Here is a 22,147-nt window from a genome sequence, read left to right on the forward strand (position 1 = left end):
GCGCGAACAGCAATACGCAGGCGGCCTGCAACCATTGCCTCCGCGATGCGAAATGCGCAAACAGATAGGGCAGCACCGCTCCTATCATGATCCCGGTGAGATAATTCAACAGAGCCGGCCGCGCGATGGCGTTGCGGGCTGTGCCATAGGGATTGCCGAGGTTGACCCCGTAGCAGATGTCGGAGATCAGCACGGCGAAGGACGACGCCAGCAGCAGCAGCGCCACGCGTTTGATGGCCGCTTCCGACAGGTCGGGCCGCCAGACCGGCATGTCCTGGAACATCAGCGGGATCATCGCGGCGGCCAGCGCGGCGATCATGGCCCAGCGGGCGATCGCGTGCGGGTAGTCGAACGCGCTGAAGAAGCTGAGCCAGACGAAGCCGAACACGGCGGACAGCAGCGAGAAGCTCACCAGATAACCGAAGCTGAATCGTCCCGCGGCGAACGCCGGGATGAAGATGACCATGATCGCGGTGCCGAGGATGGCCTCGGCGGTGATGCCGGATCGCCAGACATGCATCGCCGGGAACGCGTGCCCGCAGGCGATCAGCGAGGCGGTGCTGACGGCGAAGAACCCGAGGATCGTGCCCCCGACAACCAGGTCATCGCGCGTCATTGCATCGGCCCGTTCGATTCGAGAGCTGTGCGACAGCTAGCCAGCCAGCCTCGGTCGAATCAAGTCAAGCAACGTTGAGCGACGTTGCAGTCTGTATTGTAATATTTCCGTTGTGCGATCGGTCACCGCGGCGCCGCATTGAACGCGCAATCGGCAACAGGCTGCCCTGATCAGGCAAAGAATGCGGCAACCGCGTTCAGGTCGGATTGTCCAGGCGTGTCGCCACGCAAATTCGCGTCGATGATGCGGCGGCAGGCGTCGACCGTGTGGGTATCGCCCAATTCGTTGGCGGCCTCGAGGATCGACCAGACCGTATCCAGGGGAATGTCGCTCTGCATGGTCGCGCTCGGATCTGACAGCATCGGCAGGGCCGGGGTTAGAATTCGAACAGGTCGCGGCCGCGCCGCGCCAGGGTGTGAAGGTCCGCCACCGTGCCGCGTACGGCGTTGCAGCGGCGGCATTCGATGATGGTGTCGCCGGAAGCGTGCGCCGGATCGGCCACCTTGATCGCCAGGCTGCCGCAATCGGTGCAGGTGATCTTGAAGCCGGTGGAAATTACTTGCTGCTGCAAATTCATGGTGGGCCCGCGCCTCTGTTGACGAGCACCTTACGGAACAGTTTTTAAGACTGGGGTCGCGGAGCGGATCGCAATCGAACGACCGTGTTAGGACGCGGTTAAGATTTCGCCGCGGCCGCGATCCGGCAGATGCAGCGTCGGCCTGCCGAGCGCGGATACCGCGGCACGCAGCGCCTCGCGCGCATTGACGGTGATGATTCCGGCGGCGTGGGCCCAGACCGCGAGGTCGGATGCGCTGTCGCCGGCATAGATGAAGCCCCCGGGAAAGCGCTTCAGCAGCAGGCCGGCCTTGTTGGGGCCCTTGAGATTGTGCGCGCCGTCGGAGGCGAGCACGTCGTCGAGCCAGGGCAGTCGCGATGCAAGTTGGTTCGCGAGCAGCGCGTCGGCCGCGGTCGCCAGCACGACGCGGCGGCCGGCGGCCTTCTCGCGCTCGGCCAGTGCGACGACGTCCTGCTGCAGTTCGATCCGGCTCCAGTCGATGCACTGGCGCCGTGCAAGCTGGTGCTTCAACGCCGCGCGTCCGCGCGTCAGCCAGGCGGCGCATGCAACGACGATCAGCGGATTGCGCCGCAGGATCGAGAAGAAGCTGAGATAGAGCAGGTCGCCCCTGATCAGGGTGCCGTCGAGGTCGAGCACCAATGGCAGCGAAGTCGGCAGCCCGAGCAGGGTGGACGTTCCACCGGTGCGGGGATTGTCCTGCGGTTCTGCAAATATGTCGCCTGCGATGCGAGGCTCAGTCATTCGCGACGCCCGGCCGGTTTGCGACCCTGCGCACGTCGATCGCGCGCCCCGGTCTCGGTGGTCCAGCAATCGCGGTAGCCGAACTGGGCGGCAAAGGCCACAGCGTCGTGACCGGAGCTCGAGACGATCACGCCCAACAAAATGGCCGCCCGAGGGCGGCCGTTTTGTCTGCCGAAGCCTGAAAAATCCTAGCGGACCGTCGAGGTGCCCGAGGAGGTGATCGCCACCGGCTTGCCGGCCTTGATGACCTGGTTGGTCTGGGCGGTCTGGGTGAAATCCGCATTGTTCCGCGCCGAAATGCCGAACGCCGCAACCCCGATGGCCGCAACGAGGGCAACCACCACGATCTTGAGGTGGGTCGCGCGATCAGCTGAATGGATCGAGTGGTTCATGGTCGCCTCCGGGCGTCTATGCGCCGTCTATGGCAGCTACTGGTAAGCCCGATCTGTTTCCGGATCGTTTCGTGAGTTCCTTGAAATGGTTTCGTGCCACGGGCCGATTGGTTTCACCGTGCCTTGCGTCACACAGGCGGAGAGCCGAAACTGACCCCAGGCGCGGGATGCGCTCGGGAGAAAAACAATAATGAAAACAACGAATGTGACCCGCCGTCGGGTGCTTGGTACCGGCACGGTGGCGGTGGCCGCCACGATGTTTGGTGAGCCGGTCCTTGCCGCGGCCGAGTTCGACTTCAAGCTCGGCGTCAACACTCCGGAAACCCATCCGCTAACAATCCGTCTGGCCGAGGCGGCCAAGCTGGTCGGCACGCAATCGTCCGGCCGGCTCAACATCACCGTGTTCGCCAACAGCCAGCTCGGCGGCGATCCGGAGATGCTGTCGCAGGTCCGGGCCGGCGGTATCGAGTTATTGGCTGCACCCAGTATGACGCTGTCGACGCTGGTGCCGCTGTCCGGTCTGCCCAGCATCGGCTTCGCCTTCCAGTCCTACGACCAGGTCTGGGCGGCGATGGACGGCGGCGTCGGCGACCTCGTCCGCGAGGCGATCACCAAGACCGGCGTCGTGCCGCTGAAGAAGGTCTGGGACAACGGCTTCCGCCAGATCACCTCGTCGTCGAGCCGGCAGCTCAACAGCGTCGACGATCTCAAGGGCTTCAAGATCCGCGTACCGGTGACGGCATTGCTGACCTCGCTGTTCTCGGGGCTCGGCGCGCTGCCGTCGAGCATCTCCTACAGCGAGCTCTATTCGGCATTGCAGACCCACATCGTCGAAGGGCAGGAGAATCCGCTGGCGCAGGTCTCGACTGGAAAGCTCTACGAGGTGCAGAAATACTGCGCGCTGTCGAACCATTGCTGGAGCGGCTACTGGATCCTCGGCAACCGCCGCGCGATGGCGGGCCTGCCGCCTGATCTGCTCGAGATCATCAATGCCGCATTCGACGCGGCGGCGGTGAAGGAGCGGTCAGACCTTGTCGAGATGGACCGCTCGTTGCAGGCCGAGCTGACCGAAAAGGGCATGACGTTCAACAAGCCCGATCCCGTGCAGTTCAGGGCCGCGCTGGTCAAAGCCGGCTTCTACACACAATGGCAGAAGACCTATGGCGCGGACGCCTGGGCGGCGCTGGAGAAATATACCGGCAAGCTGACGTAACGGCGCAATTCGCCAGCAGCAATGCAACGGCCGATCGCGCGAGCAATGCGATGTGCGATCGGCATAGTCCGCTTGGCAAAGCCTGCGAGAAAACGTTCGGACATCCCTTGTGGCGCAGAAGGCACACCGGCGCGCTTTCGGTTCCATTTTTGCTTTTTGTCATGCGGCAGGATGTCTCAGGGGATACAACCTCACGCTGAGATTTTCAGTGGCCGCGCCGGCGCGCGGCCCGAGTTGGAATGCCATGCGCGTGCATGTTGTGGAACGCTTCCGTTTTCCCCGTCTACAACGGGTCGCGGTAACCCTTGCTCTGCTCGTCGGGTGCGGGACCGCCGCACACGCCCAAACGGTGCTGAATGCCAGCGATGGTGCGAGCCTCGTCACGGCGTTGACGACGATCGATAACAATCCGGGCACCAGCTTCACGCTCAACATCACGCAGAACATCACGCTGACCAGCGGGACGACGCTGCCCATCATCAATTCGAGCAGCACCGTCACGATCAACGGCGGCAACTTCACGCTCGACGGCGGCGGCGTGCAGCGCGGGCTGTTCGTCTACTCGGGCACCGTTGCGGTCAACAATCTGACGATTCAGAACGCCGTAGCCAAGGGCGGCAATGGCGGTAGCGGGCTCGATGGCGGCGGCGGCGGCGGCATGGGCGCTGGTGGCGCGCTGTTCGTTGCCAGCGGGGCCAACGTCACGGTGAGCAATGTTTCGCTCGCCAGCAACCGCGCCATTGGCGGTAACGGCGGCAACTACGGCGCGGGCGGTGGCGGCGGCGGTGGTGGCGGCCTCGGCGGCAATGGTGGCAATGGCGGCAATAATGGTGCTGGCGGCGGCGGCGGAATTGGCGTGGGCGCCGATGGCGGCGCCGGCGCGGCTAGCACCGCGGGTGGCAATGGCGCTGCCGGCATCGCCGTCGGCGCTGCTGGCGGCGGCGCCGGTATCACCGACTCTTTTAGCGGCGCCACGGCGGGCACGGGGGGCGCCAGCGGAGGCGGTGGCGGCGGCGGCGCCTTGGGCGCGGGCTCAAACTCCTCAGGCGGCGGCGGTGGAATCGGTGGCGGCGCTGCAACCCCTACCTCAGGCCTGAGCGGCGGCGGCGGTGTTGGCGGCTTCGGTGGTGGTGGCGGCGGCAGCCTCAACACCTCAGGCGGCGATGGCGGGTTCGGCGGCGGCGGCGGGAGTGTGCGCTGCTATCTCAGTGCGGGGAAGGGCGGCTTCGGTGGCGGTGGCGGCGGCTCCAGCGGCAATGACGGCGGCTCTTGCGGGAATATCGGCGGCTTCGGCGCCGGCAATGGCGGCAACGATTCCCAAGGCGGCGCCGGCGGCGGGCTCGGCGCGGGCGGCGCGGTCTTCGTCCAGGGCGGCGGAACGCTCACTGTCGCCGGAGCCTTCACCGTCAACGGCAGCAGCGTCAGCGGCGGGACTGGCGGCGTCGGTGCTGGCAATGGCTCAGCCTTCGGCGCGGGTATGTTCCTGCAGGGTAACGGGACGCTGACCTTCAATCCGGCGGCTGGGCAGAACCAGACCGTCTCCGATGTCATCGCCGACCAGACCGGCAGCGGCGGCACCGGTGCCACTGCCGGCAGTTGGGGCCTCGCCAAGACCGGCGCCGGCACGCTGACGCTGACGGCTGCGAATACTTACTCGGGCGGTACGACCGTGAGCGGCGGCCTGATGAACTTCAACGCCGCGAGCAATTTCGGCTCGGGCAACATCACGCTCAACGGCGGCGGCCTGCAATGGGCGAGCGGCAATACAGCCGACATCTCGGGCAAGCTGAATGCGATCGGCTCTGGCGGTACGACGTTCGACTATAACGGCAATGCCGTGACGCTCGCCACGGCGCTTGCCGGCACGGGCGGCGTGACGGTCGCGAACTCCGGGAGCGGCGGTGCGCTGACGCTGACGACGGCCGAGAATTATTCCGGCGCAACGACGATCAATTCCGGCGCAACGCTCGCGCTGTCGACGTTCGGCAGCATCTCGAATTCGAGCGTCGTGACGGTCAATGGCACATTCGATATTTCGGCGTCGTTGCCCTTGCCCAACAGGATCACGACGCTCGCGGGCGATGGATCGGTCGTCCTCGGCAGCAACATATTGGTGATCACCGCCGGTTCGACGGAATTTTCCGGCACGATCAACGGCTCGGTCCCCACGGACGGCCTCGAGATCGCGGGAGGAAAGCAGACCCTGTCCGGTGTCAATGGCTACCTCGGCATTACCCAGATCGATTCCGGCGCGACGCTGGCGCTCAAGGGAAACGGCTCGATCGTCAATTCGTTCGCTGTTGCATTCGCTCCGGGCGCGGGGATCGGCACGTTCGATATTTCGCAGACCAACAACGGTGCCAGCGTCAGAGGCCTGTCTGACCCGACCGGCCACAGCGTCGTGTCCCTCGGCGCCAAGACGCTGACCATCACCAGCGTTGTGGGCCGCTACAACGGCGTCATCCAGGATGGGGGCATTGGTGGCGGCACCGGCGGCAATGTGGCGGTCGCATATGGCGCCCTGGCGATCTTCGGCGGCGTCAACACCTATACGGGACTGACCACGATCAACGGCGGCGGCGAGCTCGACCTGATCAGCGGCGGCAGCATCGCGTCTTCGAAGGCCGTGATCAACGACGGCATGTTCGATATATCGCGCGCGGGTGGCGACGTCTCGATCAACAGTCTTTCCGGGACCAGCATCTTCGGCGCCGTGAACCTCGGTGCCAATACGCTGACCTTCACCAATGCCAACGGAACCTTTGCGGGCACCATCAGGGACGGCGGCGCGGGCGGCGGTGTGGCGATCACCGGCGGCAAGGAGATACTGACCGGCATCAACACCTACACCGGCGCCACCACCGTCACTGGCGGCACGCTGGAAGTGGACGGCTCGATCGCCAGCTCGTCGAAAGTGACGGTCAATTCCGGCGGCACCTTGAGCGGCACCGGCACCGTCGGTTCTGGACTCGTCTTCACTGGCGGTTTTCACGGCACGTCAGACGGCAACCTCGGAGGGGTGCTCATCAGCGGTGGCTCGAATTTTGTGGCGTTGCGCCCGATCGTCGGTGCGTCGGCTCCCACGAGGGGGTTCGTCATTCCGGCACCCACCACCATCATGAGCGGCGGCACGCTCGCGCCCGGCAGTGCTGCAGACCCGACCGGCACACTGACGATCGGCGGCAGTCTCGCCTTCCAATCCGGCGCGATCTATCAGGTGCACGTGACGCCGACCGCTGCGTCATCGACCAGTATCAATGCGAACGCAACGCTTGGCGGCGCGACCGTCAATGCAGTGTTCGCCAACGGCAGCTACATCTCCAGGCAGTATACGATCCTGACTGCGGCGGGCGGCATATCCGGCACCTTCGCATCCAACATCGCCAATACGAACCTGCCACAAAACTTCAGCGACACGCTGAGCTACGACGCCACCCACGCCTATCTCAATCTGACGCTGGGCTTCGCGCCACCGCCCAATTTCGGCGCTGGCCTGTCCATCAACCAGCAAAACGTCGCCAACACGCTGGTCAACTACTTCAACACGACCGGCGGGATTCAGACGGCGTTCGGCACGCTCGCTCCGGCGGACCTGACGCAGGCCTCCGGCGAACTCGCGACCGGCTCGCAGCAAACGACGTTCGATGCCATGAACCTGTTCATGGGACTGCTCACCGATCCCTTCATGAATCGCGGGGGCGGGGCGGGTCCGATGCCGGGTGCACCGGGCTATGCGGAGGAGGGCGAGGCGAGCGCCTATGCCGCAACGAAAAAGACCGATGCGTTCGCGATGTTCACCAAGGCGCCGCCGGTTCCGTTCGTGCAGCGCTGGAACGTCTGGGCGGCGGGCTTCGGCGGTTCGCAATCGACCAGCGGCAACGCCATTGTCGGATCGAACAACACGACCAGCAGCGTCTATGGCACCGCGGTCGGCGCCGACTACCTGTTCTCACCGAACACCATTGCTGGCTTTGCCATCGCCGGCGGTGGCACGAATTTCTCCGTCTTGGGCAGTGGCAGCGGCCGATCCGATCTGTTCCAGGCCGGCGGCTATCTCCGCCACAGCGAAGGTCCAGCCTATCTCTCGGCCGCGCTCGCCTATGGCTGGCAGGACATCACCACCAATCGCACGGTCAGCGCCGCCGGCATTGATCAGCTCCGCGCCGAGTTCAATGCCAACGCCTGGTCGGGGCGGCTCGAGGGCGGCTACCGTTTCGTTGCGCCGTGGATCGGCGGCGTCGGCATCACGCTATATGCCGCGGGCCAGTTCACGAGCTTCGAACTGCCGGCCTATGCCGAGCGGGTGATCTCGGGTCTGCCAAACTTCGCACTGAGCTATGCCGGCCGGAGCGTGACCGACCCGCGCAGCGAACTCGGCCTCCGCACCGACAAGTCCTTCCCTGTGCAGGACGGCATCCTGACGCTGCGCACGCGGTTTGCCTGGGCGCACGACTACAATCCCAACCGGTTGGCTGCAGCGACCTTCCAGGCGCTGCCCGGCACCAGCTTCGTCGTCAACGGCGCGGCGCAGGCCAGCGATTCCGCGCTGACCACGGCCTCGCTCGAGATGAACTGGCGAAACGGCTGGTCGGCTTCGGCGACGTTCGAAGGCGAGTTCTCCAACGTCACCTCGAGCTACGCCGGCAAGGGCGTGGTGCGGTATCAGTGGTGAGATCGTTTCCGCTTCGGACAGCCTGACATCACGCGCGGGATTACCTGAGGCGTAATCGCGCGCGCGATCTCCCTTTGCGATGGTCAGTGCATCGGCGGCGATGGCGCCGATCGATCCGCACAGGGAGATAGATCATGGCTAGCCAACTGCTTCATGCGACCGCCAAGGATGGCACGAAACTGTTCGTGCAGGATTGGGGCACGGGCAAGCCGGTGTTGTTCCTCGCGGCCTGGACGTTCAATTCCAGCGTCTGGGGCAGCCAGATCGTGGCGCTGAATGCCAGGGGTTATCGCTGCGTCGCGCCGGACCGGCGCGGCCATGGCCGCTCCGATATGCCGATGACGGGATACGATCTCGACACGCTGACCGACGATGTCGCTGCCGTGATCGAGCAGCACGATCTCCGTGACGTCACGATCGTCGCGCATTCGATGGGATCGATCGAGGCGGTGAACTATCTGGCGCGTCACGGCGCCGAGCGCATCGCGCGGCTGGTGCTGGTGGCGCCGACCACGCCGTATCTGGTCCAGACCGAGGACAATCCGGACGCGGTGCCGCGGGCGATGGTCGATGCGCAGAATGCCGCGATTGCGCAGGACTTCCCGAAATGGATGAGCGAGAACGAGGCGCCGTTCTTCGTGCCCGACACATCAGAGATCACGCGGGCCTGGATCAGGGAGATGATGCTGAGCGTGCCGCTGCCGGTGACGTTGGCCTGCCGCAAGACCATCTCCTTTGCCGATCTGCGCGCCGCGGCCAAAGGGATCGATCGCCCGACGTTGATCGTGCATGGCGACAAGGATGCCAGCGCGCCACTGGAACTGACCGGAGCCAAGACAGCCAGGCTGATCAAGGGCAGCAGGCTCGCCGTCTATGAAGGCGCGCCGCACGCTCTGCCGCTGACGCACAGCGCGCGCCTGATGGCCGATCTGTTCGCCTTCATGGGTGCTTAACTGGCGCGGGCAATATCCGATCGTATCCAGCGTGCCGCCCAGACGAACAGCACCGCGCCGAGCGTCGTCGTCACGGCCGCCGACAGCAGCGAGTAGCGAACCGCATCAACGCCGTAGGCGCCCTTGAGGGCGTCGTTGATCATGCCGACGGCGAGGGGAGCGACGCCCTGGCCGAAGCAGGTGGCGGTGAGCAGCACGATCGCCGACGCCAGCGCGCGCATGCTGGGCTTTGCGACCGTCTGCGCGATCGCGAAGATCGGGCCGAGATGGAAGCCGACCATGAACGAGGTCAGCGCCAGCGTCGCGACCATCAGCGTGAAGCTTGGCGTCAGCATGCAGAGCGCGAAGACGGGGCCGGCGAGCCCGGACATGATCGCAGGTGCCCACAGTTTCCAGCGGTCGTCGCGGCGGCCGATCTGCGCCACCACGAGGCCGCCGATCAGCGTGCCCGCCATGCCGGCAAGACCCTTGAAGGTGCCGGCATAGGTGCCGATCTCGGCGCTGCTGAGATGATGGATGCGCGCCAGGAACGGCGGGATCCACACCGCGGTGGCGTAGTTGGTGTAGGTCGTCAGACAAAACCCGATCAGCACGATGACGAAGCTCGGCTGCGATATCAGGAAGCTGAGCGTCGGCCCGATCGGCTCGGCCTTGAAGGTCTCGGCCATCGCGCCGCGTTTGGGTTCGGAGATCGTCAGCCACAACGCAGCGGCGAGCGCGATGCCGGGCAGGCCGGCGGTGAAGAACGCCATCCGCCAGCCATAGTGCTGGTTGACATAGCCGCCGATGAAATAGCCGAGGAAGACGCCGAGATAGGTGCCGATCGCGTAGATGCCGAGTGCGCGCGGACGCTCGTTCTTGTCGAAGAGATCGGCGATCATCGATTGCGAGGCCGGCGTGCCCGCGGACTCCCCGATACCGACGCCGACCCGCGCCAGTGCCAGCGTCGTGACGCTGGAGGCCATACCGCAGAGATACGTCATCGCGCTCCAGAACGCAAAGGCGATCGCGACGATGTTGCGGCGGTTCAGGCGATCGGCCATCCGCGCGATGGGAATGCCGAGCAGCGAGTAGAACAGCACGAAGCCGAACCCGGCCAAAAGGCCCATCGTGGTGTCGCTGAGCGCGAACTCCTTCTTGATGGGCTCGATCAGCACGTTGAAGATCGTGCGGTCGAGGAAGTTGAGGGCGTAGATGATGGTGAGCAGCGCGAGCACGTAGTAGCGGCGCGCGGCTGCGACCTGCGCTGGCGCGGCCGCCTGCGGTGCGACATCGACCATGACTTCCTCCCCCGATTTCCTTTTGTTTTTCTGCGCGGGCCTCAGGCCTCGCGGATATAGTTCCCCGCTTCGAATTCGATCGGCTTGGCGTCAGCGTCGAACGACACGCCGATCGGGTCGCCGCCGGCGGCCATGGCCTCGAGCTGGTCAGAGAGCATCCGGCGCACCATCAGGATGCCGCGGTCGCTCTGGCCGAAATGCTCTTCGGAATGGATGGTCACCGGACCCTGGCCGACCTGCGCCTCGTAGTCGCCGGGGAATTGCTGGTGCTCGTGCTCGGTCATGTCCCACCAGAACTTGCCGTTGAACTTCGAGCGCATGCGGCCGATGTCGCCTGCGTTCTTGACCCGGCCGGCGACATAGATCCGGAACGAGGTGTCGTCGATCGGCAAGGTCCAGCCGATCGATTCGACACGGGCGAATTGCGCAACACGTGGATTGGGCACCACGCGGAGCGTGGGGAGGGCGGCCTCGGTGACGCGATAGAACACCTTGCCGTCGTCCTGCCTGCGGATCGAGCGCACCGCGACGCCGCGCGGCGACATCTCGAACTTCACCTCGGGCATCGAGGCCATCATGGTGGTGAATTGCGGCCCCGAGAACGAGCCGTGCAGCACCGGCACGTGGTAGGGATCGGCAACGTTCTCGAAATGCTGCAGCCAGTTGCAGGGGATCACGGCCGGGCCGCCGCCGCCGATCGAGGAATCGTCGGCCTCGACGAACTCGCCGTCGTCCATATTCTCCAGGCACTCGTAGCGCGGCAGCACAGGCTTCTTATCGGCCGGGCCCATATAGGCGAAGATCAGGCCGTAGCGCTCCTGCACCGGATACCAGGGCTGGCGCACCTTGTCCTTGAACAGGCCGCCTTCGGGCTCGCAGGGTTGTTCGAGGCAACGGCCCTCGGTGTCGAACTTCCAGCCGTGATAGCAGCAGCGGATGCCGTCGTCCTCGACCTTGCCATAATAGAGCGTGGTGCCGCGATGGCAGCAGCGCGCATGCAGCAGGCCGACCCGGCCATGTTTGTCGCGGAAGAGGATCAGGTCCTCACCGAGCGCACGGACTTTCCTGGGGATATCGGTGGCGTCATTGGTGAGGCCGACCGGGTGCCAATAGCGGCGCAGCAGCTCGCCCATCGGCGTGCCGCGCACGACCAAGGTGAGCTCGGTCCGGGTGGTGGACGGCTTCATCGCATAGGCCGTGCCGAGATCGCGGTCCCGCTGGGTGATCGTCATCTATGTCTCCTCCCGCCGCCGGTCAGTCGCCTGCGGTTGCGTTGTCGTTGATGAAGTCAACGATAGATCGATGACATTGTCAACGATATCGTCTAGCTTGGCAGCGACCGGCTTTGTTGGCAGAGGTTGGCGATGACGGAGAAGCTCAGGACTGTGAAGGCCTTGCCGCCGGAGGCGGTTGTCGATGCGGAACTCGCGCCGATCACCGCGATGATGTCGTCGCGGCTGATGGTGCTGGCGAACCTGCTCAGGCGCGGGGCGCTGCTGCGCTACAAGCGCCTCACCGGTCTGTCCTCGGTCGAGTTCGGCCTGGTCGCCTCGCTCGGCCGGCGGCCGCCGATGAGCGTGGTGCGGCTGGCCGAAGGCGTCGGCATGGACAAGGGGCAGATCAGTCGGGCGCTTGCCGAACTCGTCGCGCGCAAGCTGGTGGCCAAGGCCGCCAACCCGCGTGACAACCGGGAAACCCTGGTCTCCCTCACCAGGGCCGGGCTCGCCGCCCATGACGCTATTGTGGCCGGCGCGCAGGAGCGAAACCGGCGTCTGCTGGAACAGCTTGATCCACGGGAACTTGAGCTGCTGCTTGGACATATTGACCGGCTCACCAGAACCGCCGCCGAGATGCTCGCCGCCGAGCGGGAGCTGGGCTGATATGGGATGCGCGCAGGGCACCGAATGGCCGCCGTGGCGTTGCCAATTGAGGCAAGCGCATCCGCCCGATGCGGCAAAGAGCCCACGGGATCGACGGTAAAAGCGTCAAAATAGCTTGTCTTGCGCCCCCTGTTGCGCTGCGCTAAAGCCTCAAGAACAATTCCAATCAACGAATCTGCGGCACGTCCGAAACCGCAGCAAGAAGGCCTCGCCGATGACCGGCATCCTGCAGAATTATCTCCCACTTGTGGTCTTTATCGGAGTCGCGAGCCTGATCGGTCTGGCGCTCCTGATCGCGCCGTTCCTGGTCGCGTTCCAGTCGCCGGACCCGGAAAAGCTCTCCGCCTATGAATGCGGATTCAACGCTTTTGACGACGCCCGCATGAAGTTCGACGTCCGCTTCTACCTGGTGGCGATCCTCTTCATCATCTTCGATCTCGAAGTGGCGTTCCTGTTCCCCTGGGCGGTGGCGTTCGGAAAGCTCGGTGCCACCGGCTTCTGGTCGATGATGGTGTTCCTGGCCGTGCTGACGGTCGGGTTCGCGTATGAATGGAAGAAAGGCGCGCTCGAATGGGATTGAGCCCCACCGCCGCAAACTCGCAGCCGGCGATAGCGCAGGCTCCGAAGGGCATTCTCGATCCGTCGACCGGCAAGCCGGTTGGCGCCAATGATCCGTTTTTCCTCGAGGTCAATCACGAGCTGTCCGACAAGGGCTTCTTCGTCGCCGCGGCCGATGACCTGATCACCTGGGCGCGCACCGGCTCGCTGATGTGGATGACTTTCGGTCTCGCCTGCTGCGCGGTCGAGATGATGCAGGTCTCGATGCCGCGCTACGACGTCGAGCGCTTCGGCTTCGCGCCGCGCGCGTCGCCGCGGCAGTCCGACGTGATGATCGTCGCGGGCACGCTGACCAACAAGATGGCGCCCGCGCTGCGCAAGGTCTACGACCAGATGCCGGAGCCGCGCTACGTCATCTCGATGGGCTCCTGCGCCAATGGTGGCGGCTACTACCACTACTCCTACTCGGTGGTGCGTGGCTGCGACCGCATCGTGCCGATCGACATCTACGTGCCGGGCTGCCCGCCCACGGCGGAAGCGCTGCTTTACGGCGTGCTGCTGCTGCAGAAGAAGATTCGCCGTATCGGCACCATCGAACGCTAAGGTTTCAGGCATGGACGACGGCAAGCTCGACGCCCTTGGGCAGACGATCGTGAGCGCGCTTCCGGGCGCCGCCACGGCGCACTCGGTCGCGTTCGATCAACTCACTATCGACGTCGAGATTGGCAGAATCGTGGACGTCGTCACTTTTCTGCGTGACGATCCGAACTGCCGTTTCGTCAACATCACCGACGTGACTGCGGTCGACTATCCGAGCCGCGAGAAGCGCTTCGACGTGGTCTACCATCTGCTGTCGCCAACGCTGAACACGCGCATTCGTGTGCGCGGGCAGGCCGACGAGACCACGCAGGTGCCGTCGATCATCGGCATCTTCCCGGGCGCCGACTGGTTCGAGCGCGAGACCTACGACCTATATGGCGTGATCTTCACCGGCCATCCCGACATGCGCCGCCTGCTGACGGATTACGGTTTCGACGGCCATCCGCTGCGCAAGGATTTCCCGCTCACCGGCTTCGTCGAGGTTCGCTACGACGACCAGGAGAAGCGGGTGCTGTACGAGCCGGTCCGGCTCAACCAGGAATTCCGCAAGTTCGATTTCCTTTCGCCCTGGGAAGGCGCGGACTATCCGCTGCCCGGTGACGAGAAGGCCAAGGCGGAGCCGAAGCCATGAACGAGCAACCGCAAAATCTGCGTAACTTCACCATCAATTTCGGTCCGCAGCATCCGGCAGCGCACGGCGTGCTTCGCCTCGTGCTCGAGCTCGACGGCGAAGTCGTCGAGCGCGTCGATCCGCATATCGGCCTGCTTCACCGCGGCACCGAGAAGCTGATCGAGCACAAGACCTATCTGCAGGCGATCCCGTATTTCGACCGGCTCGATTACGTCGCGCCGATGAACCAGGAGCACGCGTTCTGCCTCGCGGCGGAAAAGCTGCTCGGCATCACCGTGCCGCGTCGCGGCCAGCTGATCCGCGTGCTGTATTGCGAGATCGGCCGCATCCTGTCGCATCTGCTCAACGTCACCACGCAGGCGATGGACGTCGGCGCGCTGACCCCGCCGCTGTGGGGCTTCGAAGAGCGCGAGAAGCTGATGGTGTTCTACGAGCGCGCCTCGGGCTCGCGCATGCACGCGGCGTTCTTCCGCGTCGGCGGCGTACACCAGGACCTGCCGCCGAAGCTGATCGACGACATCGAAGTGTGGTGCGATCCGTTCCTCAAGGTGGTCGACGACCTCGATCGGCTGCTGACCGGCAACCGCATCTTCAAGCAGCGCAACGTCGACATCGGCGTGGTGCCGCTGAAGGAAGCCTGGGAGTGGGGCTTCTCCGGCGTGATGGTGCGCGGCTCGGGCGCGGCCTGGGACCTGCGCAAGTCGCAGCCCTACGAGTGCTACGCCGAGATGGATTTCGACATTCCGATCGGCAAGAACGGCGACTGCTACGACCGCTATCTGATCCGCATGGAAGAGATGCGCCAGTCGGTGCGCATCATGAAGCAGTGCGTGCAGAAGCTCAAAGCAGCCGACGGGCAGGGCCCGGTCGTGGTCGAGGACAACAAGATCGCGCCGCCGCGGCGCGGTGAGATGAAGCGCTCGATGGAAGCGCTGATCCATCATTTCAAGCTTTACACCGAAGGCGTCCATGTGCCGGCCGGCGAAGTCTATGCCGCGGTCGAGGCGCCGAAGGGCGAGTTCGGCGTCTATCTCGTCGCCGACGGCACCAACAAACCCTACAAGTGCAAGATCCGCGCGCCGGGCTTCGCCCATCTGCAGGCGATGGATCACATCTGTAAGGGCCATTTGCTGGCCGACGTTTCCGCCATCCTTGGCTCGCTGGACATCGTGTTCGGCGAGGTCGACCGGTGATGATGTCCGCATCCGCACCGCGCGCTAATTGAGAGTTTGATCGATGTCCGTCCGCCGCCTTGCCCCGAAGGAATTGCAGCCCGCGAGCTTCACGTTCACGGACGAGAATCTGGCCTGGGCCAAGAAGCAGATCGAGAAATATCCGCCGGGCCGCCAGGCTTCGGCCGCGATCGCGATCCTGTGGCGCGTGCAGGAGCAGCATGACGGCTGGGTCTCGGAAGCGGCGATCCGCGCCGTTGCCGATCTGCTCGAGATGCCGCATATCCGCATGCTGGAGATCGCGACCTTCTACACCATGTTCCAGCTCTCGCCGGTCGGCAAGAAAGCTCATGTGCAGGTCTGCGGTACCACGCCATGCCGGCTGCGCGGCGCCGCCGACCTGATCGAGGTCTGCCAGCATCGCATCCATCACGATCCCTTCCAACTGTCGAAGGACGGCAACTTCTCCTGGGAAGAAGTCGAGTGCCTCGGCGCCTGCGTGAACGCGCCGATGGTGCTGATCTGGAAGGACACCTATGAGGACCTGACCAAGGAAAGCTTCGGCAAGGTGCTCGACGGCTTTGCCGCCGGTAATCCGCCGAAGCCGGGCCCGCAGATCGACCGTCAGTTCTCGGCGCCCGCAGGCGGGCCGACGACGCTGAAGGAAACCACCTGATGCGGGGCTATCGGGTGCAGGCAGAGGGGACGGGGAGGGGCGCTGCGATGAAGGCCTGGCGCACGATTGCGCTGCATACCGCCGTCGCGGCCGGCTTCATGTTCCTGCTGCAACGTTACGGCCTCAGCGCAACGCTGGAATCCAGCCTGTTGTGGGCCATCGTGTTCGGCGGCTGCGCCGCCGGGCTCGCTTATTCGCAAGCCAATCGGTGATGTTCGGAAAGTTTTGAGCATGCTCGACGACAAGGACCGCATCTTCAAGAACCTCTACGGCCTCCATGATTGGGGCCTCGAGGGCGCGCGCCGCCGAGGCGCCTGGGATGGCACCAAGGGGATCATCGACAAGGGCCGCGACTGGATCATCAACGAGATGAAGGCCTCGGGCCTGCGCGGCCGCGGCGGTGCGGGTTTCCCGACCGGCATGAAGTGGTCCTTCATGCCGAAGGAGTCCAAGGACGGCCGTCCGAGCTATCTCGTCGTCAATGCGGACGAGTCCGAGCCCGGCACCTGCAAGGACCGCGAGATCATGCGGCACGATCCGCATCTTTTGGTCGAGGGCTGCCTGCTCGCGAGCTTCGCGATGGGCGCGCATGCCTGTTACGTTTATATCCGCGGCGAGTTCATCCGCGAGCGCGAACGCCTGCAGGCCGCGATCGACCAGGCCTATGAGGCCAAGCTGGTCGGCAAGGACAACATCAACGGCTGGCCGTTCGACATCTATGTCGCGCACGGCGCCGGCGCCTATATCTGCGGCGAGGAAACCGCGCTGCTCGAGAGCCTCGAAGGCAAGAAGGGCCAGCCGCGGCTGAAGCCGCCGTTCCCCGCCAATGTCGGCCTCTATGGCTGCCCGACCACCGTCAACAACGTCGAGTCGATCGCGGTCGCGCCCGACATCCTGCGCCGCGGCGCCGCCTGGTTCGCCGCCATCGGCCGGCCGAACAATGTCGGCACAAAACTGTTCTGCATCTCCGGTCACGTCGAGCGGCCCTGCAACGTCGAAGAGGCGATGGGGATTCCGTTCCGCGAGCTGATCGAGAAGCATTGCGGCGGCATTCGCGGCGGCTGGGGCAATCTGAAGGCCGTGATCCCCGGCGGCTCGTCGGTGCGCATGGTGCCGGCCGAGCAGATCATCGACACGCCGATGGATTTCGACAGCTTGAGCAAGCTGCGCTCGGGCCTCGGCACCGCGGCCGTGATCGTGATGGACAAGTCGACCGATTTGATCCGGGCGATCGCGCGCATTTCCTATTTCTACAAGCACGAGAGTTGCGGCCAGTGCACGCCGTGCCGCGAGGGCACGGGGTGGATGTGGCGCGTGCTGACCCGCATGGCCGACGGCCGCGCCCACAAGCGCGAGATCGACATGCTGCTCGAGGTCACCAAGCAGGTCGAGGGTCACACGATCTGCGCGCTCGGCGACGCCGCGGCGTGGCCGATCCAGGGTCTGATTGCGCACTTCCGTCACGAGATCGAAGAGCGCATCGATCAGTATTCGCACAAGGCCGATCTCGACGATCAGGGCGTTCGTGATCCCGTCCAAATGGTCGCGGCGGAGTAGAGAAGAGACATGAGCAAGATCATCGTCGATGGCAAAGAGATCGATGTGCCGCCGGAGTACACGCTGCTGCAGGCGTGCGAGGCGGCCGGCGCCGAGATTCCGCGCTTCTGCTATCACGAGCGGCTGTCGATCGCCGGCAACTGCCGGATGTGCCTGGTCGAGGTGAAGGGCGGCCCGAAGCCGGTCGCGAGCTGCGCCTGGGCCGTGCGCGACTGCCGTCCGGGCCCGAAGGGCGAGCCGCCGGAGATCTCGACCCGTTCGCCGATGGTCAAGAAGGCGCGCGAAGGCGTGATGGAGTTCCTGCTGATCAACCATCCGCTGGACTGCCCGATCTGCGATCAGGGCGGCGAGTGCGACCTGCAGGACCAGGCGATGGGTTACGGCGTCGACACCAGCCGTTTCGCCGAGAACAAGCGTGCGGTCGAGGACAAGTATCTCGGCGCGCTGGTCAAGACCTCGATGAACCGCTGCATCCAGTGCACGCGCTGCGTCCGCTTCTCCGCCGAAGTCTGCGGCGCCCCGGAAATGGGCGCGACCGGCCGCGGCGAGGACATGGAGATCACCACCTATCTGGAGCATGCGCTGAGCTCGGAGCTGCAGGGCAACCTCGTCGACATCTGCCCGGTCGGCGCGCTGACCTCGAAGCCTTATGCGTTTGCGGCGCGGCCCTGGGAGCTCGGCAAGACGCAGTCGGTCGACGTCATGGACGGCGTCGGCTCGGCGATCCGCGTCGACACCCGCGGCCGCGAGGTGATGCGCATCCTGCCGCGCATCAACGAGGCTGTTAACGAGGAGTGGATCTCCGACAAGACCCGCCACGTCGTCGACGGCCTGCGCACGCAGCGCCTCGACCGTCCCTATGTGCGCGAGAACGGCCAGCTTAAGCCTGCGACCTGGCAGGAAGCCTTTGCCGCCATCGCCGCCAAGGCCGGCCGCAGCGACGGCAAGCGGATCGGTGCGATCGCGGGCGATCTCGCCGCGGTCGATGAAATGTATGCGCTGAAGGAGCTGCTGGCGAAGTTCGGCTCGGTCAATCTGGCGGTGCAGGGCGGCGACGCGTTCGACGCCAAGGCCGGCCGCGGCTCCTACATCTTCAACCCGACCATTGCCGGCATCGACCAGGCCGACGCGATCCTGATCATCGGCTCGCATCCGCGCAAGGAAGCCGCCGTGCTGAACGCGCGGATCCGCAAGCGCTGGCGTACCGGCGGCCTCAAGGTCGGCATGATCGGCGCCAAGTCCGATTTCACCTACGACCACGAATATCTCGGCGCGGGCACCGATACCCTCGCCGATCTCGCCGCCGGCAAGCACTCCTTTGCCGACGTGCTCAAGAACGCGCAGCACCCGATCATCCTGGTCGGCCCAGGCGCCTACACCAGGCATGACGGCGCCGCGGTGCTGGCGCAGGCCGCCAAGCTCGCCGTCGACGTCGGCGCGCTGAAGGACGGCTGGAACGGCTTTGCCGTGTTGCAGGATACGGCCTCGCGCGCCGGCGCGCTCGATATCGGCTTCTCGCCTTCGGCCGGCGGCCTGACCGCGGCGCAGATGACGACCTTCGGCACGCTCGACGTGCTGTTCCTGCTCGGCGCCGACGAGATCAAGGTGCCGGACGGCACCTTCGTGGTCTATATCGGCACCCATGGCGACCAGGGCGCGCATCGCGCCGACGTCATCCTGCCGGGCGCGGCCTACACCGAGAAGTCCGGCATTTACGTCAACACCGAGGGCCGGGCGCAGATCGCCAACCGCGCCGCGTTCCCGCCGGGCGAAGCCCGCGAGGACTGGGCGATCATCCGCGCGCTGTCCGACGTGCTCGGCAAGAAGCTGCCGTTCGACTCGCTGCAGGCGCTGCGCCAGGCGATGTTCAAGACCTCGCCGCATCTGATGCGGCTCGACCAGATCGAGGCTGGCAAGGCCGAAGACGTCAAGGCGCTGGCGGGCAAGGGCGGTGCCGTCGACAAGGCGGCCTTCAAGCCGACCGTCGAGGACTTCTATCTGACCAACCCGATCGCGCGGGCCTCTGCCGTGATGGCGGAATGCTCGCGGCTGGCGTCGGGCCGAATGCTGACGGCAGCGGAGTGAGCGTGACCTGATGGCTGAATTCTTCGCAAGCTCGTTCTGGACCGGCTTCCTCTGGCCGCTGATCATCATGGTCGCGGAAAGCCTGTTGCTGCTCGTCGTGCTGTTGATCGCGATCGCCTACATCCTGCTCGCCGACCGCAAGATCTGGGCGGCGGTGCAGATCCGCCGCGGTCCCAACGTGGTCGGCCCGTTCGGACTGCTGCAATCCTTCGCCGACTTGCTGAAGTTCGTGCTGAAGGAGCCGGTGATTCCGTCCGGCTCCAACAAGGGCGTGTTCCTGCTGGCGCCGCTGGTGTCGTGCATCCTGGCGCTGGCCGCCTGGGCCGTGATCCCGTTCGATCTCGGTTGGGTGATCTCCGACATCAATGTCGGCATTCTCTACATCTTCGCGATCTCGTCGCTGTCGATCTACGGCATCATCATGGCCGGCTGGTCGTCGAATTCGAAGTATCCGTTCCTGGCCGCACTGCGCTCGGCGGCGCAGATGGTGTCCTACGAGGTCTCGATCGGCTTCGTCATCATCACCGTGCTGCTCTGCGTCGGCTCGCTGAACCTCTCGGCGGTGGTCGAGGCGCAGAACACGAGGGGGCTCGCGCACCTGATCGGCCTGCCGCAACTCACCATCCTGAACTGGTATGTGTGGCCACTGTTCCCGATGTTCGTCGTGTTCTACGTCTCGGCGCTGGCGGAAACCAACCGTCCGCCGTTCGACCTGGTCGAAGCGGAATCCGAACTGGTCGCCGGCTTCATGACCGAATACGGCTCGACCCCGTATCTGCTGTTCATGCTCGGCGAGTATGTCGCGATCACCACGATGTGCGCGCTGGCGTCGATCCTGTTCCTGGGCGGCTGGCTGCCGCCGGTCAATCTGCCGCCGTTCACCTGGATCCCGGGCATCGTCTGGTTCGCCCTCAAGGTGTTCTTCATGTTCTTCATGTTCGCGATGGCGAAGGCGATCGTGCCGCGCTACCGCTACGATCAACTGATGCGGCTCGGCTGGAAGGTGTTCCTGCCGCTGTCGCTGGCGATGGTGGTGATCGTGGCCGGCGTGCTGCAGTTCGCCGGCATCGCGCCGAAGTGAGGCCGTCATGAGTGTCAATGTCAACGCAACAGCCCGCTCGCTTCTGCTCTCGGAATTCGTCTCGGCGTTCTTCCTGGCGATGCGCTATTTCTTCCAGCCGAAACCGACGCTGAATTATCCGTTCGAGAAGGGGCCAATCTCGCCGCGCTTCCGCGGCGAGCACGCGCTGCGCCGCTATCCGAACGGCGAAGAGCGCTGCATCGCCTGCAAGCTGTGCGAGGCGATCTGCCCGGCGCAGGCGATCACGATCGAGGCCGGTCCGCGCCGCAACGACGGCACCCGCCGCACGGTGCGTTACGACATCGACATGGTGAAGTGCATCTATTGCGGCCTGTGCCAGGAGGCATGCCCGGTCGACGCCATCGTCGAGGGCCCGAATTTCGAATTCGCGACCGAGACCCGCGAGGAACTCTACTATGACAAGGCGAAGCTGCTCGCCAATGGCGACCGCTGGGAGCGCGAGATTGCGAAGTCGATCGCGCTCGACGCGCCGTACCGGTGAGGTGAGGGCATGATCCTTCCGGCGCTGTTCTTCTACCTGTTTGCCGCGGTCTGCGTGGCCTCGGCGGTCATGGTGATTGTCTCGCGCAATCCCGTGCACTCCGTGCTGTTCCTGATCCTGGCCTTCGTCAATGCGGCCGGGCTGTTCATCCTCATGGGCGCCGAGTTCCTCGGGATGATGCTGATCGTCGTCTATGTCGGCGCGGTCGCGGTGCTGTTCCTGTTCGTGATCATGATGCTCGACGTCGACTTCGTCGAGCTGCGCGAAGGCTTCATCCAGTACCTCCCGATCGGCATCGTGATCGGCGGCATCTTCCTGTTCGAGCTGCTGCTCGTGGTCGGCGCCTGGGTGATCAACCCGCAGGTGACCAAGACGATCACCGCGGCTATTCCGACCAATGTCACCAACACCGAGGCGCTCGGCCTCGTGCTCTATACGAAGTACATCCATTACTTCCAGCTTGCCGGCATGGTGCTCTTGGTCGCGATGATCGGCGCCATCGTGCTGACGCTGCGCCACAAGGCCAACGTCAAGCGGCAGAACATCAACGTGCAGAACGCGCGCACGCCCGAAATGGCGATGGCGATGCGCAAGGTGGCGTCGGGGCAGGGCCTGCAGGATGCCGATGCGGCGGAGTGGGTGAAATGACGATCGGGCTGGGGCACTATCTCGCGGTCGCCGCGATCCTGTTCACGCTCGGGATCCTCGGCATCTTCCTCAACCGCAAGAACATCATCGTCATCCTGATGTCGATCGAGCTGATCCTGCTGTCGGTCAACATCAATCTGGTGGCGTTCTCGACCTTCCTCGGCGACATCGTCGGCCAGGTGTTCGCGCTGCTGGTGCTGACGGTGGCGGCGGCCGAGGCCGCGATCGGCCTCGCTGTGCTGGTGGTGTATTTCCGCAACCGCGGTTCGATCGCGGTTGAAGACGTCAATCTGATGAAGGGCTAGGCGCGGTC

General features: G+C 64.9%; 22 protein-coding genes and 1 pseudogene. 16 read left to right on the forward strand and 7 right to left on the reverse strand.

Annotation, left to right across the window (positions count from 1 at the left end; translation table 11 throughout):
• From QMZ05_RS11530 to QMZ05_RS11550, 5 genes and pseudogenes are all read right to left on the reverse strand, one after another.
• Positions 1 to 616, reverse strand: a pseudogene (locus tag QMZ05_RS11530) (hypothetical protein); the annotation flags it as partial.
• 170 nt (positions 617 to 786) lie between these two features.
• Positions 787 to 978, reverse strand: a complete 192-nt coding sequence (locus QMZ05_RS11535) for a hypothetical protein (RefSeq protein WP_050425266.1) — start codon at positions 976 to 978, stop codon at positions 787 to 789.
• Between the two features lie 14 nt (positions 979 to 992).
• Positions 993 to 1,193 carry a hypothetical protein gene (locus tag QMZ05_RS11540; protein ID WP_353700863.1) on the reverse strand — a complete coding sequence of 67 codons (201 nt, stop codon included), beginning with the start codon at positions 1,191 to 1,193 and terminating at the stop codon, positions 993 to 995.
• Between the two features lie 87 nt (positions 1,194 to 1,280).
• A complete protein-coding gene (locus QMZ05_RS11545; protein ID WP_353700864.1) occupies positions 1,281 to 1,934 on the reverse strand; it encodes a haloacid dehalogenase-like hydrolase in 654 nt (217 codons plus the stop codon).
• A gap of 188 nt (positions 1,935 to 2,122) precedes the next feature.
• The gene (locus tag QMZ05_RS11550; protein ID WP_021079164.1) at positions 2,123 to 2,326 is read right to left on the reverse strand and encodes a hypothetical protein; all 204 of its coding nucleotides are present in this window, start codon (positions 2,324 to 2,326) and stop codon (positions 2,123 to 2,125) included.
• A gap of 190 nt (positions 2,327 to 2,516) precedes the next feature.
• On the opposite strand from QMZ05_RS11550, the gene QMZ05_RS11555 reads away from it, so the two are divergent.
• From QMZ05_RS11555 to QMZ05_RS11565, 3 genes are all read left to right on the forward strand, one after another.
• Positions 2,517 to 3,539: a TRAP transporter substrate-binding protein gene (locus QMZ05_RS11555; protein ID WP_353700865.1), complete on the forward strand. Its 1,023-nt coding sequence runs from the start codon at positions 2,517 to 2,519 to the stop codon at positions 3,537 to 3,539.
• A 349-nt stretch (positions 3,540 to 3,888) separates the two neighbouring features.
• On the forward strand, positions 3,889 to 8,211 hold the full coding sequence (locus QMZ05_RS11560; RefSeq protein WP_353700866.1) for an autotransporter domain-containing protein: 4,323 nt from the start codon (positions 3,889 to 3,891) through the stop codon (positions 8,209 to 8,211).
• 134 nt (positions 8,212 to 8,345) lie between these two features.
• Positions 8,346 to 9,164 (forward strand): alpha/beta hydrolase, encoded by an 819-nt coding sequence (locus QMZ05_RS11565; RefSeq protein ID WP_353700867.1) that lies wholly within the window; start codon positions 8,346 to 8,348, stop codon positions 9,162 to 9,164.
• Here QMZ05_RS11565 and QMZ05_RS11570 read toward each other — a convergent pair.
• Together QMZ05_RS11570 and QMZ05_RS11575 are read right to left on the reverse strand one after the other, a co-directional pair.
• The gene (locus tag QMZ05_RS11570) at positions 9,161 to 10,444 is read right to left on the reverse strand and encodes an MFS transporter (protein ID WP_353700868.1); all 1,284 of its coding nucleotides are present in this window, start codon (positions 10,442 to 10,444) and stop codon (positions 9,161 to 9,163) included. The genes QMZ05_RS11565 and QMZ05_RS11570 overlap by 4 nt on opposite strands.
• 41 nt (positions 10,445 to 10,485) lie before the next feature.
• Positions 10,486 to 11,676 (reverse strand): aromatic ring-hydroxylating dioxygenase subunit alpha, encoded by a 1,191-nt coding sequence (locus QMZ05_RS11575; protein ID WP_353700869.1) that lies wholly within the window; start codon positions 11,674 to 11,676, stop codon positions 10,486 to 10,488.
• Between the two features lie 132 nt (positions 11,677 to 11,808).
• Here QMZ05_RS11575 and QMZ05_RS11580 point away from each other — a divergent pair, with 132 nt between their 5' ends.
• The 13 genes from QMZ05_RS11580 (at position 11,809) to nuoK (ending at position 22,139) form a co-directional block, all read left to right on the forward strand.
• On the forward strand, positions 11,809 to 12,324 hold the full coding sequence (locus tag QMZ05_RS11580; RefSeq protein ID WP_353700870.1) for a MarR family transcriptional regulator: 516 nt from the start codon (positions 11,809 to 11,811) through the stop codon (positions 12,322 to 12,324).
• Positions 12,325 to 12,538: 214 nt separating this feature from the next.
• A complete protein-coding gene (locus QMZ05_RS11585; protein WP_018271860.1) occupies positions 12,539 to 12,904 on the forward strand; it encodes an NADH-quinone oxidoreductase subunit A in 366 nt (121 codons plus the stop codon).
• Complete coding sequence (locus QMZ05_RS11590) at positions 12,901 to 13,485, forward strand: NADH-quinone oxidoreductase subunit B (RefSeq protein WP_279706670.1); 585 nt, start codon at positions 12,901 to 12,903, stop codon at positions 13,483 to 13,485. The genes QMZ05_RS11585 and QMZ05_RS11590 overlap by 4 nt, the downstream gene beginning before the upstream one ends.
• 10 nt (positions 13,486 to 13,495) lie before the next feature.
• The gene (locus tag QMZ05_RS11595; RefSeq protein WP_279706306.1) at positions 13,496 to 14,113 is read left to right on the forward strand and encodes an NADH-quinone oxidoreductase subunit C; all 618 of its coding nucleotides are present in this window, start codon (positions 13,496 to 13,498) and stop codon (positions 14,111 to 14,113) included.
• Complete coding sequence (locus tag QMZ05_RS11600) at positions 14,110 to 15,306, forward strand: NADH-quinone oxidoreductase subunit D (protein ID WP_353700871.1); 1,197 nt, start codon at positions 14,110 to 14,112, stop codon at positions 15,304 to 15,306. Before QMZ05_RS11595 ends, QMZ05_RS11600 begins: the two co-directional genes overlap by 4 nt.
• Positions 15,307 to 15,349: 43 nt before the next feature.
• Positions 15,350 to 15,961 (forward strand): NADH-quinone oxidoreductase subunit NuoE, encoded by a 612-nt coding sequence (gene nuoE / locus QMZ05_RS11605; protein WP_016847752.1) that lies wholly within the window; start codon positions 15,350 to 15,352, stop codon positions 15,959 to 15,961.
• Positions 15,961 to 16,173 (forward strand): hypothetical protein, encoded by a 213-nt coding sequence (locus QMZ05_RS11610; RefSeq protein WP_353700872.1) that lies wholly within the window; start codon positions 15,961 to 15,963, stop codon positions 16,171 to 16,173. The genes nuoE and QMZ05_RS11610 overlap by 1 nt, the downstream gene beginning before the upstream one ends.
• A 19-nt stretch (positions 16,174 to 16,192) precedes the next feature.
• Positions 16,193 to 17,518 (forward strand): NADH-quinone oxidoreductase subunit NuoF, encoded by a 1,326-nt coding sequence (gene nuoF / locus QMZ05_RS11615; RefSeq protein ID WP_353700873.1) that lies wholly within the window; start codon positions 16,193 to 16,195, stop codon positions 17,516 to 17,518.
• A 9-nt stretch (positions 17,519 to 17,527) separates the two neighbouring features.
• Positions 17,528 to 19,603 (forward strand): NADH-quinone oxidoreductase subunit NuoG, encoded by a 2,076-nt coding sequence (gene nuoG / locus QMZ05_RS11620; RefSeq protein ID WP_353700874.1) that lies wholly within the window; start codon positions 17,528 to 17,530, stop codon positions 19,601 to 19,603.
• A gap of 10 nt (positions 19,604 to 19,613) precedes the next feature.
• The gene (nuoH, locus tag QMZ05_RS11625) at positions 19,614 to 20,684 is read left to right on the forward strand and encodes an NADH-quinone oxidoreductase subunit NuoH (RefSeq protein WP_050423875.1); all 1,071 of its coding nucleotides are present in this window, start codon (positions 19,614 to 19,616) and stop codon (positions 20,682 to 20,684) included.
• 7 nt (positions 20,685 to 20,691) lie between these two features.
• Entirely contained in the window at positions 20,692 to 21,186 is a 495-nt protein-coding gene (gene nuoI / locus QMZ05_RS11630) for an NADH-quinone oxidoreductase subunit NuoI (protein ID WP_018271854.1), read from the forward strand.
• Between the two features lie 9 nt (positions 21,187 to 21,195).
• Complete coding sequence (locus tag QMZ05_RS11635; RefSeq protein ID WP_050423874.1) at positions 21,196 to 21,834, forward strand: NADH-quinone oxidoreductase subunit J; 639 nt, start codon at positions 21,196 to 21,198, stop codon at positions 21,832 to 21,834.
• The gene (gene nuoK, locus QMZ05_RS11640; protein ID WP_016841823.1) at positions 21,831 to 22,139 is read left to right on the forward strand and encodes an NADH-quinone oxidoreductase subunit NuoK; all 309 of its coding nucleotides are present in this window, start codon (positions 21,831 to 21,833) and stop codon (positions 22,137 to 22,139) included. The genes QMZ05_RS11635 and nuoK overlap by 4 nt, the downstream gene beginning before the upstream one ends.
• Positions 22,140 to 22,147: the final 8 nt, after the last annotated feature.

This window comes from Bradyrhizobium sp. INPA03-11B, from assembly GCF_040446015.1.
GTDB lineage: Bacteria > Pseudomonadota > Alphaproteobacteria > Rhizobiales > Xanthobacteraceae > Bradyrhizobium > Bradyrhizobium macuxiense_A.

What these genes read in the sequence shown, in the direction of transcription:
- nuoK (WP_016841823.1), top strand. Translation starts at nt 21,831, where the DNA reads ATGACGATCGGGCTGGGGCACTATCTCGCGGTCGCCGCGATCCTGTTC.
- nuoF (WP_353700873.1), top strand. Translation starts at nt 16,193, where the DNA reads ATGCTCGACGACAAGGACCGCATCTTCAAGAACCTCTACGGCCTCCAT.
- nuoH (WP_050423875.1), top strand. Translation starts at nt 19,614, where the DNA reads ATGGCTGAATTCTTCGCAAGCTCGTTCTGGACCGGCTTCCTCTGGCCG.
- QMZ05_RS11610 (WP_353700872.1), top strand. Translation starts at nt 15,961, where the DNA reads ATGCGGGGCTATCGGGTGCAGGCAGAGGGGACGGGGAGGGGCGCTGCG.
- QMZ05_RS11535 (WP_050425266.1), bottom strand. Translation starts at nt 978, where the DNA reads ATGCTGTCAGATCCGAGCGCGACCATGCAGAGCGACATTCCCCTGGAT.
- QMZ05_RS11545 (WP_353700864.1), bottom strand. Translation starts at nt 1,934, where the DNA reads ATGACTGAGCCTCGCATCGCAGGCGACATATTTGCAGAACCGCAGGAC.
- QMZ05_RS11600 (WP_353700871.1), top strand. Translation starts at nt 14,110, where the DNA reads ATGAACGAGCAACCGCAAAATCTGCGTAACTTCACCATCAATTTCGGT.
- QMZ05_RS11570 (WP_353700868.1), bottom strand. Translation starts at nt 10,444, where the DNA reads ATGGTCGATGTCGCACCGCAGGCGGCCGCGCCAGCGCAGGTCGCAGCC.
- QMZ05_RS11635 (WP_050423874.1), top strand. Translation starts at nt 21,196, where the DNA reads ATGATCCTTCCGGCGCTGTTCTTCTACCTGTTTGCCGCGGTCTGCGTG.
- QMZ05_RS11555 (WP_353700865.1), top strand. Translation starts at nt 2,517, where the DNA reads ATGAAAACAACGAATGTGACCCGCCGTCGGGTGCTTGGTACCGGCACG.
- QMZ05_RS11595 (WP_279706306.1), top strand. Translation starts at nt 13,496, where the DNA reads ATGGACGACGGCAAGCTCGACGCCCTTGGGCAGACGATCGTGAGCGCG.
- QMZ05_RS11580 (WP_353700870.1), top strand. Translation starts at nt 11,809, where the DNA reads ATGACGGAGAAGCTCAGGACTGTGAAGGCCTTGCCGCCGGAGGCGGTT.
- QMZ05_RS11550 (WP_021079164.1), bottom strand. Translation starts at nt 2,326, where the DNA reads ATGAACCACTCGATCCATTCAGCTGATCGCGCGACCCACCTCAAGATC.
- nuoE (WP_016847752.1), top strand. Translation starts at nt 15,350, where the DNA reads ATGTCCGTCCGCCGCCTTGCCCCGAAGGAATTGCAGCCCGCGAGCTTC.
- nuoG (WP_353700874.1), top strand. Translation starts at nt 17,528, where the DNA reads ATGAGCAAGATCATCGTCGATGGCAAAGAGATCGATGTGCCGCCGGAG.
- QMZ05_RS11565 (WP_353700867.1), top strand. Translation starts at nt 8,346, where the DNA reads ATGGCTAGCCAACTGCTTCATGCGACCGCCAAGGATGGCACGAAACTG.
- nuoI (WP_018271854.1), top strand. Translation starts at nt 20,692, where the DNA reads ATGAGTGTCAATGTCAACGCAACAGCCCGCTCGCTTCTGCTCTCGGAA.
- QMZ05_RS11585 (WP_018271860.1), top strand. Translation starts at nt 12,539, where the DNA reads ATGACCGGCATCCTGCAGAATTATCTCCCACTTGTGGTCTTTATCGGA.
- QMZ05_RS11575 (WP_353700869.1), bottom strand. Translation starts at nt 11,676, where the DNA reads ATGACGATCACCCAGCGGGACCGCGATCTCGGCACGGCCTATGCGATG.
- QMZ05_RS11540 (WP_353700863.1), bottom strand. Translation starts at nt 1,193, where the DNA reads ATGAATTTGCAGCAGCAAGTAATTTCCACCGGCTTCAAGATCACCTGC.